General features: G+C 57.7%; 12 protein-coding genes. 6 read left to right on the top strand and 6 right to left on the bottom strand.

Features of this window, described 5'->3' with window-relative positions:
* The first annotated feature begins 42 nt into the window (after window positions 1-42).
* The 4 genes from Q0915_RS16700 (at window position 43) to fdhF (ending at window position 6,414) form a co-directional block, all read left to right on the top strand.
* Window positions 43-1,188 carry a divergent polysaccharide deacetylase family protein gene (locus Q0915_RS16700; protein ID WP_299475831.1) on the top strand — a complete coding sequence of 382 codons (1,146 nt, stop codon included), beginning with the start codon at window positions 43-45 and terminating at the stop codon, window positions 1,186-1,188.
* A 42-nt stretch (window positions 1,189-1,230) separates the two neighbouring features.
* Window positions 1,231-1,761: an RNA pyrophosphohydrolase gene (locus Q0915_RS16695; RefSeq protein WP_299475829.1), complete on the top strand. Its 531-nt coding sequence runs from the start codon at window positions 1,231-1,233 to the stop codon at window positions 1,759-1,761.
* A 211-nt stretch (window positions 1,762-1,972) separates the two neighbouring features.
* Window positions 1,973-3,649: an NAD(P)H-dependent oxidoreductase subunit E gene (locus Q0915_RS16690; protein ID WP_299475826.1), complete on the top strand. Its 1,677-nt coding sequence runs from the start codon at window positions 1,973-1,975 to the stop codon at window positions 3,647-3,649.
* Window positions 3,646-6,414 (top strand): formate dehydrogenase subunit alpha, encoded by a 2,769-nt coding sequence (gene fdhF, locus Q0915_RS16685; protein ID WP_299475824.1) that lies wholly within the window; start codon window positions 3,646-3,648, stop codon window positions 6,412-6,414. The genes Q0915_RS16690 and fdhF overlap by 4 nt, the downstream gene beginning before the upstream one ends.
* A 240-nt stretch (window positions 6,415-6,654) precedes the next feature.
* Here the strand turns inward: fdhF and Q0915_RS16680 are convergent, their stop codons facing one another.
* Window positions 6,655-7,494 carry an ergot alkaloid biosynthesis protein gene (locus Q0915_RS16680; protein ID WP_299475821.1) on the bottom strand — a complete coding sequence of 280 codons (840 nt, stop codon included), beginning with the start codon at window positions 7,492-7,494 and terminating at the stop codon, window positions 6,655-6,657.
* Window positions 7,487-7,948: a nuclear transport factor 2 family protein gene (locus Q0915_RS16675; RefSeq protein ID WP_299475818.1), complete on the bottom strand. Its 462-nt coding sequence runs from the start codon at window positions 7,946-7,948 to the stop codon at window positions 7,487-7,489. The genes Q0915_RS16680 and Q0915_RS16675 overlap by 8 nt, the downstream gene beginning before the upstream one ends.
* Window positions 7,949-8,054: 106 nt before the next feature.
* On the opposite strand from Q0915_RS16675, the gene Q0915_RS16670 reads away from it, so the two are divergent.
* A complete protein-coding gene (locus Q0915_RS16670; protein WP_299475816.1) occupies window positions 8,055-8,693 on the top strand; it encodes a TetR/AcrR family transcriptional regulator in 639 nt (212 codons plus the stop codon).
* A gap of 40 nt (window positions 8,694-8,733) precedes the next feature.
* Here the strand turns inward: Q0915_RS16670 and Q0915_RS16665 are convergent, their stop codons facing one another.
* A complete protein-coding gene (locus Q0915_RS16665; RefSeq protein WP_299475813.1) occupies window positions 8,734-9,483 on the bottom strand; it encodes an SDR family oxidoreductase in 750 nt (249 codons plus the stop codon).
* A gap of 95 nt (window positions 9,484-9,578) precedes the next feature.
* Here Q0915_RS16665 and Q0915_RS16660 point away from each other — a divergent pair, with 95 nt between their 5' ends.
* Window positions 9,579-10,532, top strand: a complete 954-nt coding sequence (locus Q0915_RS16660) for an AraC family transcriptional regulator (protein ID WP_299475810.1) — start codon at window positions 9,579-9,581, stop codon at window positions 10,530-10,532.
* A gap of 218 nt (window positions 10,533-10,750) precedes the next feature.
* Here the strand turns inward: Q0915_RS16660 and Q0915_RS16655 are convergent, their stop codons facing one another.
* The 3 genes from Q0915_RS16655 to Q0915_RS16645 all read right to left on the bottom strand — a co-directional run bounded on the left by Q0915_RS16655 (window position 10,751) and on the right by Q0915_RS16645 (window position 14,900).
* Window positions 10,751-12,856 (bottom strand): hypothetical protein, encoded by a 2,106-nt coding sequence (locus tag Q0915_RS16655; RefSeq protein ID WP_299475808.1) that lies wholly within the window; start codon window positions 12,854-12,856, stop codon window positions 10,751-10,753.
* Between the two features lie 176 nt (window positions 12,857-13,032).
* Entirely contained in the window at window positions 13,033-14,190 is a 1,158-nt protein-coding gene (gene queG / locus Q0915_RS16650) for a tRNA epoxyqueuosine(34) reductase QueG (RefSeq protein WP_299475805.1), read from the bottom strand.
* A gap of 17 nt (window positions 14,191-14,207) precedes the next feature.
* The gene (locus Q0915_RS16645) at window positions 14,208-14,900 is read right to left on the bottom strand and encodes a glutathione S-transferase family protein (RefSeq protein ID WP_299475802.1); all 693 of its coding nucleotides are present in this window, start codon (window positions 14,898-14,900) and stop codon (window positions 14,208-14,210) included.
* Window positions 14,901-14,969: the final 69 nt, after the last annotated feature.

Here is a 14,969-nt window from a genome sequence, read left to right as displayed (position 1 = left end):
GAATTCTTCCGGCGCCCTGCCGGAACAAAGGCTCAGGACGATATGTCGAGCGAAGATCTCACAGCTCCCTTAGGGATGGGCAAGCGGCGGCTGGTCAGGCTGCCTTTTGGTCTCATCGGTGTCGGACTAATAAGTGTTTTTGTCACGACAACGCTTATCTGGGTGGCGGTTGTCGACGATCCCCTTGGCGGTGAGCCGGTTGCCGTCATTCCGCTGGATGCTACCGTCGAAGGTGTGACGTCCCAGGACATCGAAGTGGTCGAAATCAGACCCGGGCTGACCGGCGATCTCGGCCCGAATCTCAGGCCGGGTTCCAATCAGGATCTTCTCGGGCCGCGTTACGAAATGGTCGAAAGGCCGGACGGGAAGGGCGTTGACAGTCCGGTCAGCGGCTTGTCACCGACACCGGATACACGCGTGAGCGAGCGCTCGGACTATGGCTTCTTGCCAAAGATCAGCGAAGCCGGCGTTCGTCCGCTCGATGCATATTCACGGCCCGTGGTGCGCGAGTTTACGTCGATTCCGAAGATTGCCGTTGTGCTCAACGGAATGGGGTTGAGCGAAACCGGAACGCAACATGCGATCGACCGGCTGCCGGCCGACGTCACGCTTGCACTGGCACCGTATGGCGACGATCTTGATCTTTGGATGCAACAGGCACGGTCCAAAGGCCATGAATTGCTTCTGCAACTGCCGCTCGAGCCCTTCGATTTTCCGGACAATGACCCCGGACCCCACACGCTTTTGGTGAGCCTTCAGCCGAGTGAAATGCTGGATCGGCTTGCGTTTTTGCTAACGCGGGTGACCAATTACGTGGGCACGATCCCGGATATGGGTTCCCGGTTCACATCCACCAAACCCTCCATGCAGTACCTTATGGAAAAACTGAAGTCGCGTGGCTTGATGTTCGTGGACAACGGAACGTCCTCTCGCAGCCTTTCGTCGGAAACGGCGGCAGGTCTCAGAATGCCCTTCGCGGGGGTGGATGTCGTTCTCGACGAAGTCCCGCGGGAAGACAATATCGACGCGAAGCTGCTGCAGTTGGAAAGCATTGCGCGTTCCCGGGGCGTCGCCGTTGCGGCCGGGTCGGCCTTGCCCGTCACCGTCCGCCAACTGGAAAAATGGGTGAAGGATCTGGAACAACGCGGATTGCAGCTCGTTCCGGTCAGTGCGACGATCGACAGATAGACCTTCGATTCCAGGGGGCATTTTTTCAGATAGGTGAGTTCAGTGAAAAAGCGTGCACTCGGGCCTGGGTTCCCAGAACCATCTGACGGCCTGCCATACCGTCCCTGTGTTGGCATTATGGTGATCAACAAGGACGGCATGGTCTGGATCGGCAGCCGCGACGATGGCGGCAGTTCTTCCAACTACGAGTTCGCCTGGCAAATGCCGCAAGGTGGGATCGACAAGGGCGAAAACCCGGAAACCGCAGCGCGGCGGGAGCTTTACGAAGAAACGTCGATCAGGTCTGTGACACTTTTGGAAGAAGCGCCGGAATGGTTCGCTTACGACTACCCGGAAGAGGTCATCCGCTCGTCCCGGCGCGGCAAGCATCGCGGACAGGCACAGAAGTGGGTCGCCTATCGCTTTGATGGGTCGGATGACGAGATCAACATCCTTACACCCCCGGACGGGCATTCGGCGGAATTCAGCGCATGGCGCTGGGAACATGCCGAAAGGCTGCCGGGTCTGATCGTACCCTTCAAGAGGCCGGTCTATGAACGCGTTGTGGCAGCCTTCAAGCACCTGACGGCGTGATCGCCCGACAGCGCCATCCTCAAAGCGTCAGCATTTGAAGTCCCGTTGTCGTTTTTCAAACAGACAAGGCATAATTGGACAGCTAGCATCCGGTCCAAATTGACCGAAGGCGTTGAAATCGGAGAATGGTTTCTGCCCGCGGTCGCGCAGCGGATCATTGCAGGAGCGCACAGAAGGAAGTGTGTGTTCCGGACGATTAGGAGGAACGCCAATGTCTTTCGGCAAGGGGCTTTCGCGAAAGCCGTCCCAGCCAAAAGGGCGTCAGTTGGAAGATGCGGCCCTGAGCGAAGTTCAGGCGCTTTTGGGTGACGAACCGCGCCGGCGGGATTTGCTCATTGAGCATCTGCACAAGATCCAGGACGCCTACGGGTGTCTGGAGGCGCGGCATCTGAAAGCATTGTCGGTGGAAATGCGCATGGCGCAGGCCGAAGTCTACGAAGTCGCAAGCTTTTATCACCACTTTGATATTGTCCGCGAAGACGAGCCGAAGCCGGCACCTTTGACGGTCAGGGTCTGTGACAGCGTCGCCTGTTCGATCAAGGGAGCCGACGCGCTCGCCAAAGCTCTTGAAAGCGGTGTCGATCCTGCAAAGATCCGAATTCAGAAAGTGCCCTGTATCGGTCGGTGCGCCGGAGCCCCGGCAGCCCAGGTTGGGAAGCGCGCGGTTGACAACGCCAGCGAAATGTCCGTTCGGGCCCTGCTTTTCGAGGGTCAGAACGCGGCGGAGATCCCTGACCATATCAAGCTCGACGCGTATCGCGCAGATGGCGGATACCAGTTGCTTGAGAGGGTGCGGTCCGGCGAGTTCGACGCCGCTGCAATTGCCGACAAGGCGTTGGAAGCGGGCCTTCGCGGTCTTGGCGGAGCCGGATTTCCAACGGGCACGAAATGGAAGATCGTGAACGATCTGCCAGGCCCGAAATACCTGACGATCAATGGCGACGAAGGTGAACCTGGAACGTTCAAGGATCGCTACCATCTTGAACGTGATCCGCATCGTCTTCTGGAAGGAGCCCTGATCGCGGCCCATGCGATCTCCGCCGAGCGCGTCTACCTTTACATGCGCGACGAATATCCGGCAGTGCTTGAGATCCTGGCGACCGAGATAGCTGCCTTGCGCGCGGCAGGCATCATTACATCCATCGACATTGAAGTACGCCGCGGTGCCGGCGCCTACATTTGCGGTGAAGAAAGCGCCATGATCGAGTCGATCGAAGGCAAGCGCGGGTTACCGCGCCACCGGCCGCCTTTCATCGCACAGGTCGGCCTGTTCGGCCGCCCGACCCTCAATCACAATGTCGAGACACTGTTCTGGATTCGCGACATCGTCGAGAAAGGTCCGGAATGGTTCGCGGCCCAGGGCCGGCGCGATCACAAGGGCTTCCGGTCCTTTTCTGTCTCAGGACGCGTGAAGGAACCGGGCGTGAAACTCGCCCCGGCGGGCATCACGATGAACGAGCTTCTCGAAGAATATTGCGGCGGAATGGAAGACGGCCACGTTTTCAAGGGATACCTTCCAGGTGGCGCTTCGGGCGGAATTCTCCCGGCCAGACTGGCGGATGAGCCTCTCGATTTCGGCACGCTCGACAAGCATGGCTGTTTCATCGGCAGCCACGCGATCGTCGTTTTTTCCGATCAGGATGACATGCGAGACGTCGCGCTTAACCTGATGCGGTTTTTCAAGCATGAAAGCTGCGGCCAGTGCACGCCGTGCCGATCCGGTACGGAAAAGATGGAGCATCTGCTGGCAGACGGCGACTGGGACGAGGCCAAGATCGCCGATCTTGACGAAGTTATGCGCTCGGCTTCCATTTGCGGTCTCGGCCAGGCGGCGAGCAATCCCGTTGCCTCAGTGCTCAAGTTTTTCCCGGAGGAGTTCCAAGGATGAGCCGGATCACTTTCTCGCTCGACGGTAAGGACGTTACCGCCCAGGAAGGCGAAACCATCTGGCAGGTAGCAAAGCGCGAAGGCGTTGCCATACCGCATTTGTGCCACAAGGATGCTCCGGGCTACCGCTCCGACGGCAATTGCCGCGCCTGTATGGTCGATATTGAAGGCGAGCGGACACTCGCAGCATCCTGTATACGGGCCCCGTCTGAGGGCATGGTCGTCAAAACGGAAACGGAACGCGCATCGAAGGCGCGTGAGATGGTGTTCGAGCTACTCGCTGCCGATCAGCCGAGCCGCGATGCACACCCGGATCCGGAAAGCGACTTCTGGAAGTGGTCCGACGCAATCGGCGTGACGAACAGCCGGTTTGCGCCTTGTGAGAAGCCTGCCCAGGATGTGTCTCACCCGGCGATAGCCGTCAATCTGGACGCCTGCATTGCCTGCAATCTGTGCGAGCGCGCGTGCCGCGAAGTCCAAGTGAATGACGTGATCGGCATGGCGGATCGCGGGTCCCACACCATGCCCGTCTTCGATCTGGCGGATCCGATGGGCATTTCCACCTGTGTCGCTTGCGGTGAGTGCGTGTCCGCGTGTCCCACCGGTGCGCTCATGGAAAAAAGCCTTTTGGACGACGCGGGCAAGGTTCGCGAAGTCTTCACCGAGGAGACGGTAGACAGCGTCTGCCCGTTCTGCGGCGTCGGGTGTTTGACATCTGTTTCTGTCAAAGACGGCAAGATCGTCAAGGTAGACGGAAGGGATGGTCCGGCCAACGAAAACCGGCTGTGCGTCAAGGGACGTTTCGGGTTTGACTATGTGTCCAGTCCCGAGCGACTGACAAAACCGTTGATCCGGCGGGACGATGCGCCCAAGCGTGGCGATATCTCCATGACGCTGGAAAACCATCTTGACTATTTCCGCGAGGCAACCTGGGACGAAGCGCTTGACAGGGCCGCTGGTGGCCTTAAGGCGGCATTCGACGCCAAAGGCGGTGCCGGCGTCGCCGGATTCGGATCCGCCAAGGGGTCCAACGAAGAGGCCTATCTCTTTCAGAAGCTGATCCGCCAGGGTTTTCAGACCAACAATGTCGACCACTGCACACGGCTTTGCCATGCCTCATCGGTCGCGGCTCTTATCGAAGGTATAGGATCGGGCGCGGTGACGGCCCCGTTCAACGCTGCCGAAGACACGGACTGCATGATCGTGATCGGTGCGCGGCCGGCGCAGAACCATCCGGTTGCTGCGACTTACATCAAGCAGGCTGCAAAAAAGGGCACGAAACTGATCGTGATGGACCCGCGTGGTCAGGATCTGATGCGGCATGCCGACTACGGCTTGAAATTCAAGCCGGGCACGGATGTCGCCATGCTCAACGCTATCCTAAATGTGATCATTACCGAGGGCCTTTACGACAGCCAGTATATTGCCGCTCATGTCGACGGCTTTGAGGCACTTGCCGAAAAGATCCGCGAGTTCACGCCGGAGGCGATGGAGCCGGTCTGTGGTATCGATGCCCAGACGTTGCGCGAAGTTGCGCGCCTTTACGCAACAAGTCCAAAATCGATCATTTTCTGGGGCATGGGCGTCTCGCAGCATGTGCACGGAACCGACAATGTCCGTTGTCTGATCGCCATGGCGCTGACGACCGGTCAGATCGGGCGACCTGGGACAGGTCTTCATCCGCTTCGCGGGCAGAACAATGTGCAGGGCGCTTCCGATGCCGGCCTTATTCCGATGTTCTACCCGGACTATCGGTCTGTCGGGAACGAGGATATCCGCGCCGGTTACGAAGATGCCTGGGGCCGGACGCTTGATCCGGTTCGTGGTCTGACCGTCGTGGAGATCATGGACGACATTCTCGCTGGTGGCATCGAGGCCATGTTTGTACAGGGTGAAAATCCGGCCATGTCGGATCCGGACCAGAACCATGCCCGCAAGGCGCTTTCCACACTGAAGCATCTCGTCGTGCAGGACATTTTCCTGACCGAGACGGCGTGGCATGCAGACGTTATCCTTCCGGCTTCGGCCCACGCCGAAAAACTCGGGACCTACACCAACACCAACCGTCAGGTGCAGATCGGGCGCCCATGTGTTCCGATGCCCGGAGAGGCACGGGCCGACTGGCAGATCCTGATCGATCTTGCCAATCGTCTGGATTTGGGCTGGTCCTATGATGGTGTCCCCGCCATCTACGAGGAAATGCGTTCGCATATGGGTTCGCTCAACAACATTTCCTGGGACCGGCTTGAACGGGACGGCACCGTTACCTATCCGGCGGACGCACCGGACAAACCGGGTAACGAAATTCTCTTTGGGTCTTCGTTCCCGACGGCGGACGGACGCGGCAAGATCGTACCGACGGATCTTGTTCCACCCAACGAATTGCCGGACGAGGATTTCCCGCTGGTTTTGACGACGGGCCGCTTGCTGGAGCATTGGCACACCGGTGCCATGACGCGCCGGGCCACCGTTCTGGATGCCATCGAGCCCGAGCCCGCTGTCTCCATGAACCCGCGCGATATCAAGATGTCGGGACTGGAGATTGGCCAGCAGGTCACTGTCGAGACGCGGCGCGGCGCTATTTCCTTGACGCTTCGGGCCGACCGGGATGTCTCTGAAGGCATGCTCTTCATCCCGTTCTGCTTCTTCGAAGCACCGGCCAACTTCCTGACGAACCCGCAGCTTGATCCCTTCGGAAAAATTCCGGAATTCAAGTTTTGCGCTGCGCGGATCGGTCCGGCGGAACATCAAGTCGCTGCCGAGTGATAGGAAATTCCAAGTCATGCGAAAGGGCGGTCCTTCAGGCCGCCCTTTCGCATTTTGAATGAAAGTGCTGGTCTAGCTTAAGCATCGTTTCAAAACAGATTTAGAGTTTGGGCATGATCTGGAATTTCGTATCTCGGTGGCAATTCGAGATGCCATTTTCACTTGGGTCAACCAAGTTCGACCGTCATTCGAGGCAAGGAAGGCAGGATCCTGACGGCAATGGTAACCCGGCAATGCGACTTAGTCTGTTGACCATGCCTTGAGGTTCTTTTGAACGAACTCAGATATTGAATTTGGTGCCCGCCCGGTCAGTTCCAGAACAGAGTTGGTAACGCGATCTTCGGAACCGGCGGCAATCGATCCATCCATGGCAGCCAGCGTTGCGGCGTAGTCATCTGGCAGACCTTGCTTGCGATGACGCTCGGCCAGTTCATCGATGGTAAGGCTGTGGTGAACGATCTTGCGTCCCAAATGCAGACTTAGGATTTGCGCGACGTCGTCGTATGAAACGGCTTCTGGTCCAGTCAGTATGTAATCGGTGTTTTTGATCTCCGGTGCTGTGAGCAAAGCGACCGCGCAAGCCGCGATGTCTGCAGCGTCGATGAAACCGACGCGTCCGTGACCTGTGGCAGTGTAAATCGCTGATTCCTCCCGGACAGGCCCACGATGATGAAGTTCAGAGAAATTTTGCATGAACCAGGTCGGCCGCAAGACGGCCCACTCGGGGGCATTGTCTCGAAGCCAGCTATGGACAGCACCCATCATCGGCCCGCCTTCCTCAAGCGAGGAGGCGCTCAGCAGGACAAATCGGTCCACGCCGGCTCGACGCGCCATCTCGAGCCCAGGTTTCATGGCCGCGAGCGAATCCACACAGTCTGTCGGAGCGACGAGGTAAACCGCCCGGACATTTTCGAACGCTTCGGTAAATGTCGTCGGGTCCTTCCAGTCAAAACGCTGGTGGTCGTCAGCCGTTGGGTTGCGTGTCGCGATACGTGGCACGACCCGGTTTTCGCGCAGCTCTGCTGCGACGCGGCGACCGGTCTTTCCGGTGCCTCCCGTGACCAGAATGGACTTAGTCATCGAGAAACTCCTCAAATCCGGATTTCAACCGCCCGAGTCCGCCAACAGCATTCAACAGGACGAGCGGGTTCCAGTAATCCCGATAGCGGACAATCCGCCCATTTTGGAGCCTTATGACGGAAATGTAGTCCTGATCGTATCGCCCACCTGTTTTCGCGCCTTTTCCCTTGCAGGAAAACTCCAGGACGAAGGTCACTCCATCGGTAGACCGGTGCGCGATCGCCGGGCTCATGGATTCAAAGTCGATCAGTTCGCCTACCTTGGGAAGGTAGGCTGCCATGGCGTCACGTCCGTGTAGTTCACGAACAGTTCCCTCCGGAGCAAAGGGAAACTGGAACACGATGTCCTCGTGACACATTTCCAGAAAATTTTCGCCTGCGCGAGCAATGATTGCATCGCCTAGTGCACCACGCAGCATTGCGCCAAAGCTTGGTATCGAATTCGTGTCAGACATGATTTCTTCCTTCTGGAAAAGGGTACCGGCCTGCTTGAAGTTTCACGCTGGTTGCGTCAAAATACGATGGAACGATACCGTCTCGTTCTATTTAAGGATAAGCTCGATGGAACGCAATGGTTTCGACGTAAAAAAAAAGCAAAGAAAGTCGCCTCGAAAGCCGGCAGGAGCGGCGCTGCTGCAGGATTCAGTTACGAACGCTATCCACAGAGCATTGTTTGAGGAGTGGGCCGAAAACGGCTACTCCGGCCTCCGTATGGAGAGAATTGCAGCGCGGGCGGGGGTCGGTAAAGCAGCGCTTTATCGCCGTAGCAAGTCCAAGCTGGAGCTGGTGAGTGAGGCCATAAGCGCGATGGCGACAAACATCACGCCCATACCTGACAGTGGTTCTTTTGTTCAGGATGTCAGACTGTTAATGCGCCGTCTGGCCGCGACGCTTCGACACCCAATGGTGCGCCGGATCCTGCCCGATCTGCATGCTGAAGTCGCGCGTTCAGATGAACTGGTGAACCTGCTGGCGCATGTCACCCATGACAGGCGGACGCAAGCGACCATCATGATAGACAGGGCGATTGCCCGACATGAACTTCCGGAAACGACGGACCGCCGGACCATACTGGATCTGCTTATCGCACCATTGTACTGGCGTTTGATCGTACAGCGTCAACGTGCAACTTCCTCGGACATAGAAATGTACGCGAACCTGGTCACGCGGTTTGCCGAAGGCAGCGCGATCGACACATGAAAACCCCGGGCAGGTCTGTGCGTCCCGCCCGGGGTTTCGCCTAAGCTGCCAGGGCGACACTGTCCTTGCCTGCCGGAATTCGGAGCGGTGCTTCGGTATCTGTTACCGCATCCCAAATCGCCAGCACGACGTCGCGCGACTGAGTGAATTCCTTGCCCGCAGGATCCCTGAACGCTTCCATGACCTTTCTGACAAAATCCTCATAGTCTGCCGGTGTGCAGCTTGAATCTTGCATCAGCCTCATCGCGGTTTTCCCGAAGTTTGTTGTCGGCGCCTGACCCGGCAACACGAGATGAGTCCGAATTCCAAATGGAGCCATCTCGAGTGCAAGACATTCGGTGAAAGCGTTCACCGCGGCCTTACTGGCCGTGTAGACGGATGCGAGTGGCAAGGGTTTGAGTGTTACGCTTGAAGATACGTTCACGATCACACCGGCTCCCTTTGCCCGCATTTGTGGCAAGACCGCGCGGGTCATTTCGAAGGTGCCCAATGTGTTGGTTTCGAAAATCCTTTGCAGGGTTTCGTGAGAAGTACCCTCAAGTGGCGCTAACCAGCCAACCCCCGCATTGTTCACAAGGGCATCAATGGGTCCGGCATCGTCAACGGCCTTGGCAACGCTTTCACGGACCGAAACGTCAAGCGGGACAATGCGTAGCCGATTGGATACAGGCAATAGCCCCGGGTCCGGGTTCCGCATCGTGGCGACCACGGACCAGCCCTTTTCCAGGAAATGGCAGGCTGTATCCAGTCCAAACCCGGAGGAACATCCGGTAATCATCACTGTCTTCATGGCAAGTCTCCTGTTGTGGCTGAGGCCAATAGGTAGACCGATGGCAATGGACAATATATAATTCCAGATCCAAAATTGATTATCAGAAGTCCAAAATGAGCGATCCTTACTCAGAAGTCATCTCTTTGCTGGAGCCTCAGGCACGCTTTTCAAAACTTGTTCACGCCGCGGGGGCATTTCGGGTTCACCGCGACGATGTGGAGGACGCGTTCTACTGTTCGCTCTTGTCAGGCCAGGCTTGCCTGCAGGTTGACCGCAAACAACCGCTGATGCTGACGTCCGGGGATTTTGTGCTCATCCCCGCTGCCAGATCCTTCACGTTTTCAAGTGTCGATCCCAAACCGCCGGTGAACCTCATCAGTCAGCCAATTGAAGGCGAGGACGGTGTTTTCAGGCTTGGTCCTTCAGAAGGGGAAGCGGGGGTGCAGCAGCTTATTGGGTATTGCACTTTCACTAGCCCGGATGCGGAACTGCTTGTGTCGCTTTTGCCTGATTTGGTTGTTGTTCGAGGCGAGGGCAGGTTGTCGGCACTTACGGGCTTGTTGCGTGAAGAAGTACGCTCTGACCGCCCGGCGCGAAATGTTGTCGTCGAGCACCTTTTGCAGGTCCTTTTGATCGAAGCATTCAGGTCTGGTGCTGAACCGAATGCAACGGCCGGCCTTTTGCGCGGATTGGCTGATTTGCGAGTAGGCCCGACACTTCGAGCCATGCATGCTGCGCCCGAGCGTTCCTGGACCGTACCGGAGCTCGCGAGAGAAGCGGGTCAGTCACGGTCTGCCTATTTCACGCGATTTAGCCAGATCGTTGGAACGCCGCCGATGACCTACTTGCTGAATTGGCGGATGACGCTTGCAAAACATATGCTCCGGTCCGGTCACATGAGCATAGCCGAAATTTCTGACAAGACTGGCTACGGTTCCCCAAGCGCGTTCAGCACAGCGTTCGCGCGTTATGTTGGGTCCCCGCCCGCGCGATACGCAAGGGTCGTCAGGAGTGATCGATCTGTTGAGCAAGCGGCGTCAGGAAAACACGAACAAATGCTGCCCTGAGGATATGGGTATCAACACGCTCGGCGGCACAAAAAACCCGTCGGATGACGCAAATTTTGGAAAGATAACGACGCAATTCTCCGTTTTGTAAAAAAGCACGGTGACGCGCAGTATCGGCTCCCGTTCCACGGTCGCGAAACGGGAGCCATGCTAAGCATGCCAAAAAAGCTAGCGGAGTGAGACGGCGCGTCCTTCCGCTAGGGTTGAAACTGACTGGCTCAGTTCGCTTCGATCTTCACGTTCAGAAGATCAGGCAAAGTCTGCGGCGCTGCCATGCTACCAAGGATCTGCGCCAGAGGCACCGGGTTTGCCGGGGCGAGTGTCACCCTCAGATCCTTCGGGTCGTCCAGGAATTTGGAGACCGCGTCGCTGACCATCTTGGTGAAGGCCTCGTTCTGGATCGGAGCCGTTGCGCCCGCAGCCTGTGCCACGAGCGCTTCGCGCAGAACGTTTTCCGGAAGGCCTTGTGCATCGGCAAAGAACTTGAGGCCGTTGGTCGTCAGGCCTTCGTCGCGGAATGAAATCGCGGCATCAACGAACTGAGCCGAAATGGCGGCCAACTGGCCCTGACCTTCCGGGTCCTCGAACAAGGCTTTGGGGACGTTGGCGAACCGCATGGAGGCTTCTGCTCGTCCAAGCCCTTCAATATTGAGCATCAGGCGCTCCAGTCTGAGTTCCAACGTCGCTTCGTCCCAATAGAGACGGGCCTCGTCCGACCAGACGATTGTATCGAGGCCGAGCGCTTGAAACAGCGCCTGCGCTTGCGGGTCGTCAATCGCACTGACCGGCATACGAATGCCGTCGCTCTTGAAATGCACACTTGTCGGGATCGGTGGCACTGTTGTCGACATGGTCATTTCGGCCTTGCCGATGGCCGTCTGTCCGACATTTGGAATGTTCACGTCGAGGCCTTCAATCTCGTAGGCGAAAGAGCGCGGCATGAAGGCTTTTGCGACTTCCAGCGGATTGTTTTCGCCGTACTCCGGATCGGCCATGAGCGTGCTGATCATCTCCTTCATGGGCGAGTACTCGGCAAACTCAATGTCGCCGATCGCAGCCCAATCGATTTTGACCGATGCGCCCTCAGGCAGTTTTGGGGCATCGAGACCGACCAGCATCATTTCGCCGATGCCGTCAGAGCCGATATCGGTCATGGCGATTTCTTCGATCTTGATCGCCGATTCCAACCCCGGACCGACAGGAACAATGACCGAAATGCCACTCACACGGGCGTCGGCAAATGCGAAGGACCGGTAAAACTGGAACACGTTGGTGATCAGTTCTTCCGGACCGGGCGCCTGTTTGTCGAAAACCTGATCGAGCAGCTGCAGCACATTGTTTTCGCGCTTGATCATTGTCACGTTGTCAAGCGTTGCCTTCTCGGCTTCCACCTTGACCGAAAGCCCCTGTGCGATTTCCTGGCTGGAGACGTAATCAACCGCGGATCCGGACCCGATCAGTGTCCATTCCTCTCCGTTTTCCGGAACGGCCGGGTCGAAGAGATCGATGAAGCCGCGGATATCAATGTCGTTGTAGACGGTCTTGCCCTGGCTGGTAGTCTGGGCAAGCATTTGACCGGATGCAACATCAAGCGTGTTCATGACCTGGGTCAGCTTGTCCATCGAATATTCATCGACCTGACCTTCGCGGGCGCCGGCCAGCCGGTATCCGTCCATCTGCATGGTACCGGAAAGAATCTGTGTTTCCGAACTTCCGTCAGAAGCATAGGCCTCCAGGGTCACCGCCGTGCTGTCGACCTTGACCTCGTCATAAGAGGTCAGGAGTGTAGACTTCAGGAAAGGCAGCCAGCGGCTTGCCTGCTTGCTGGAGTCCTCGGGCGGCAATTCGGGCAGCTCGAACTCGTAGTTCGTTGCTGACATGCCGGCGAGCCGGCCTTCCATTTTGAGCCCGCCCTCATTTTCGACCGATCCCTCGATAACGATTTCTGTGTCGTCGGAGTAGGTCCAGCTCGCTGATGTGAAGTAGCTGTCCTCGTGCGCCAGGCCGGTAATCGTAACGGTGCCGGAGCTGACCGAGATCGAATAGTTGATGTCAGCCAGTTTCGAAGGGTCGATGTCCGTCGCGCCATCATTGCCCGTCACATCCGTTTCTTCTGACGGGAAATCTTCAATTTTGCCACTGAGCAAAAGTTTGCTGTCCGTCAGGGTCAGCGTGTCACTGCCGGCATCATAGTCGACCGAACCGTTTTCGAATTGAAGACCGAGTTTTTTCAAACCTTCGGAATAAGCTTCGAACGCAGCTTCACCGGTATCTTGCGCAAAGGCTGTCCCGGACACGAGCGCAAGGGCTGTGGTCAGGGTCAAGAGTCTTGTGCGGCTCCGGATCGGTTGAGGATTTATCGAGGATGCGGGCTTTGAAAACAATGTTTTGGCTCCAAATCAGATGATCAGAATCAACCGTCGTGGGACGGCCGGTTCCGATATAGTTGTTTGTTGCAGACCATTCCATGACTATGGCCCATTCTTTTGATCCCGTCGACTCACAGGTGCCTTTCATTGGAACCCCAGGAGCGCCATTCTGCGCGGACATCGTCATCGGTTTCCGCGCCCAACAGCTCGTTTTTGCGCCGCTTGAAAGTATCTTCGCCGGCAAGCCTGTGAAACGCCCAGACCGCAGCGCCCCGGACGGTTGGGTCCGGGTCCGTGAGCAGAGAGTCGACCTTGCTGACGAGGTTTATATCACCGGAATTGCCGGCAGCGATCAGGACATTTCGCAAGAACCTGTTGCGCCCGATCCTTTTGATGGGTGATCCGGAAAAGAGTTTGCGAAAAGCCGCATCATCCAGAGCGAGCAAGTCGCTTAAACGGGGACGGGTGAGGTCAGCGCGCGCTCTGAGTTTTGCTTCGCGAGCTGTTTGCGCGAACTTGTTCCAAGGACACGCAGCAAGGCAATCGTCACACCCGTAGATCCGGTTGCCCATCGCTTTGCGAAATTCCATCGGCACAGGCCCGGGGTGCTCGATCGTGAGATAGGAAATGCAGCGGCGCGCATCGAGCTGATAGGGCGCCGGAAAGGCATCGGTGGGACAGCTGTCGAGGCACGCCCGGCATGATCCGCAGTGATCCGCTTCACGACCGCTTGGCGGCAGATCCAGACTCGTGAAAACGGCCCCAAGGAAAAACCATGACCCGAGGTCTCGAGAAACGAGATTGGTGTGCTTGCCTTGCCAGCCCAGCCCGGCGGCCTGTCCGAGCGGCTTTTCCATAACGGGGGCGGTATCGACAAAAACCTTGACGTCTCCACCTGCACGAGAGGTCAGAAAGGCGGCCAACTCCTTCAGCTTGCCCTTGATCACATCGTGATAGTCCCGGTGGCGGGCATAAACGGAAATACCACCGCCGGCAGGGTCTTCAAGATGCGCCAGCGGATGGTTTTCAGGTGCCTCGTCCGGGCTGTAATTCATCGCCAGCATCAGGACGGAACGAACATCCGGCCACAGCGATTTGGGGGACCCGCGCCGGTCCGCGGTCTCCGCCATCCATGACATCGTGCCGTGGTAATTCTTGTCCAGATATTCGCGCAGGTTCTCGGCCGCATCGGGTATGGCGTCCGCTGCGGCGATCTTCATCCCGCTGAAGCCAAGGGCTTGTGCCTTCGTTTCAAGTGCGGTCAGCAGTTTGCGGGTCTTCGTGTCCAAAATCGTCTGAGGCAGAACTAAAAGTCCAGGTCCGCATAGGTTGAGGCGGGCGGCATGCCCAACACTTTCTCACCGAGGAGCGGGCGCATGCTGGGACGCGATTTGACACGCGCATACCAGCTTTTCACGTCTTCTTCGTTGCTCCACGGCACCTCTCCCAGATAATCCGCGCAAGACAGTCCCGCTGCAAGCGCAAAGTCGGCAAAGGAGAGGCGATCGCCGGCGATCCAGCGGCGCGAAGCGACCAGGTACCCGAAATATTTGAGGTGATGATGGATGTTGGCCCGCGCGACGCGCAGCGCTGCCGAATCCGGTTCGCCGCCACCGGCGGACTTTGGCATGATCTGTTTATAGATGCGCTCACGAACGAGATGACCGACCACTTCCTGGTCGAACTTCATCAGGCTCCATTCCACAAGGCGACGCGTTTCCGCGCGGGCTTCGGGATGATCGGGCATCAGGCGGCGGTCGGCAACCGCGTAGCCGCGCGTCTCATCGAGATACTCCATGATCGGTCCGGGCCCGCAGATAGACGGTCCATCGTTTTCGACCAGGACAGGCACGGTTCCCGCGGCATTGAGCAAAAGGAGATGTTGCGGCCGCGCCCAGGGCTCAACGTGCTGCTCTTCGAACGCGGCACCGTATTCGCTCAGGATGAGGCGCACGAACCGGGAAGAAGGAGAAAAGGGGTGATGATAGAGCGTGAGCATGAATGGGTTTAGAGCCCGAACTGTGGCAAGACTAAGAATTCTGGCAACAGTTTGCCCCAGATATGGTTA

It is taken from the genome of uncultured Roseibium sp. (genome assembly GCF_947494555.1).
Lineage (GTDB): Bacteria > Pseudomonadota > Alphaproteobacteria > Rhizobiales > Stappiaceae > Roseibium.
Note: the sequence above shows the minus strand (reverse complement) of the source record. Positions and strands in the feature narration are given on the sequence as shown.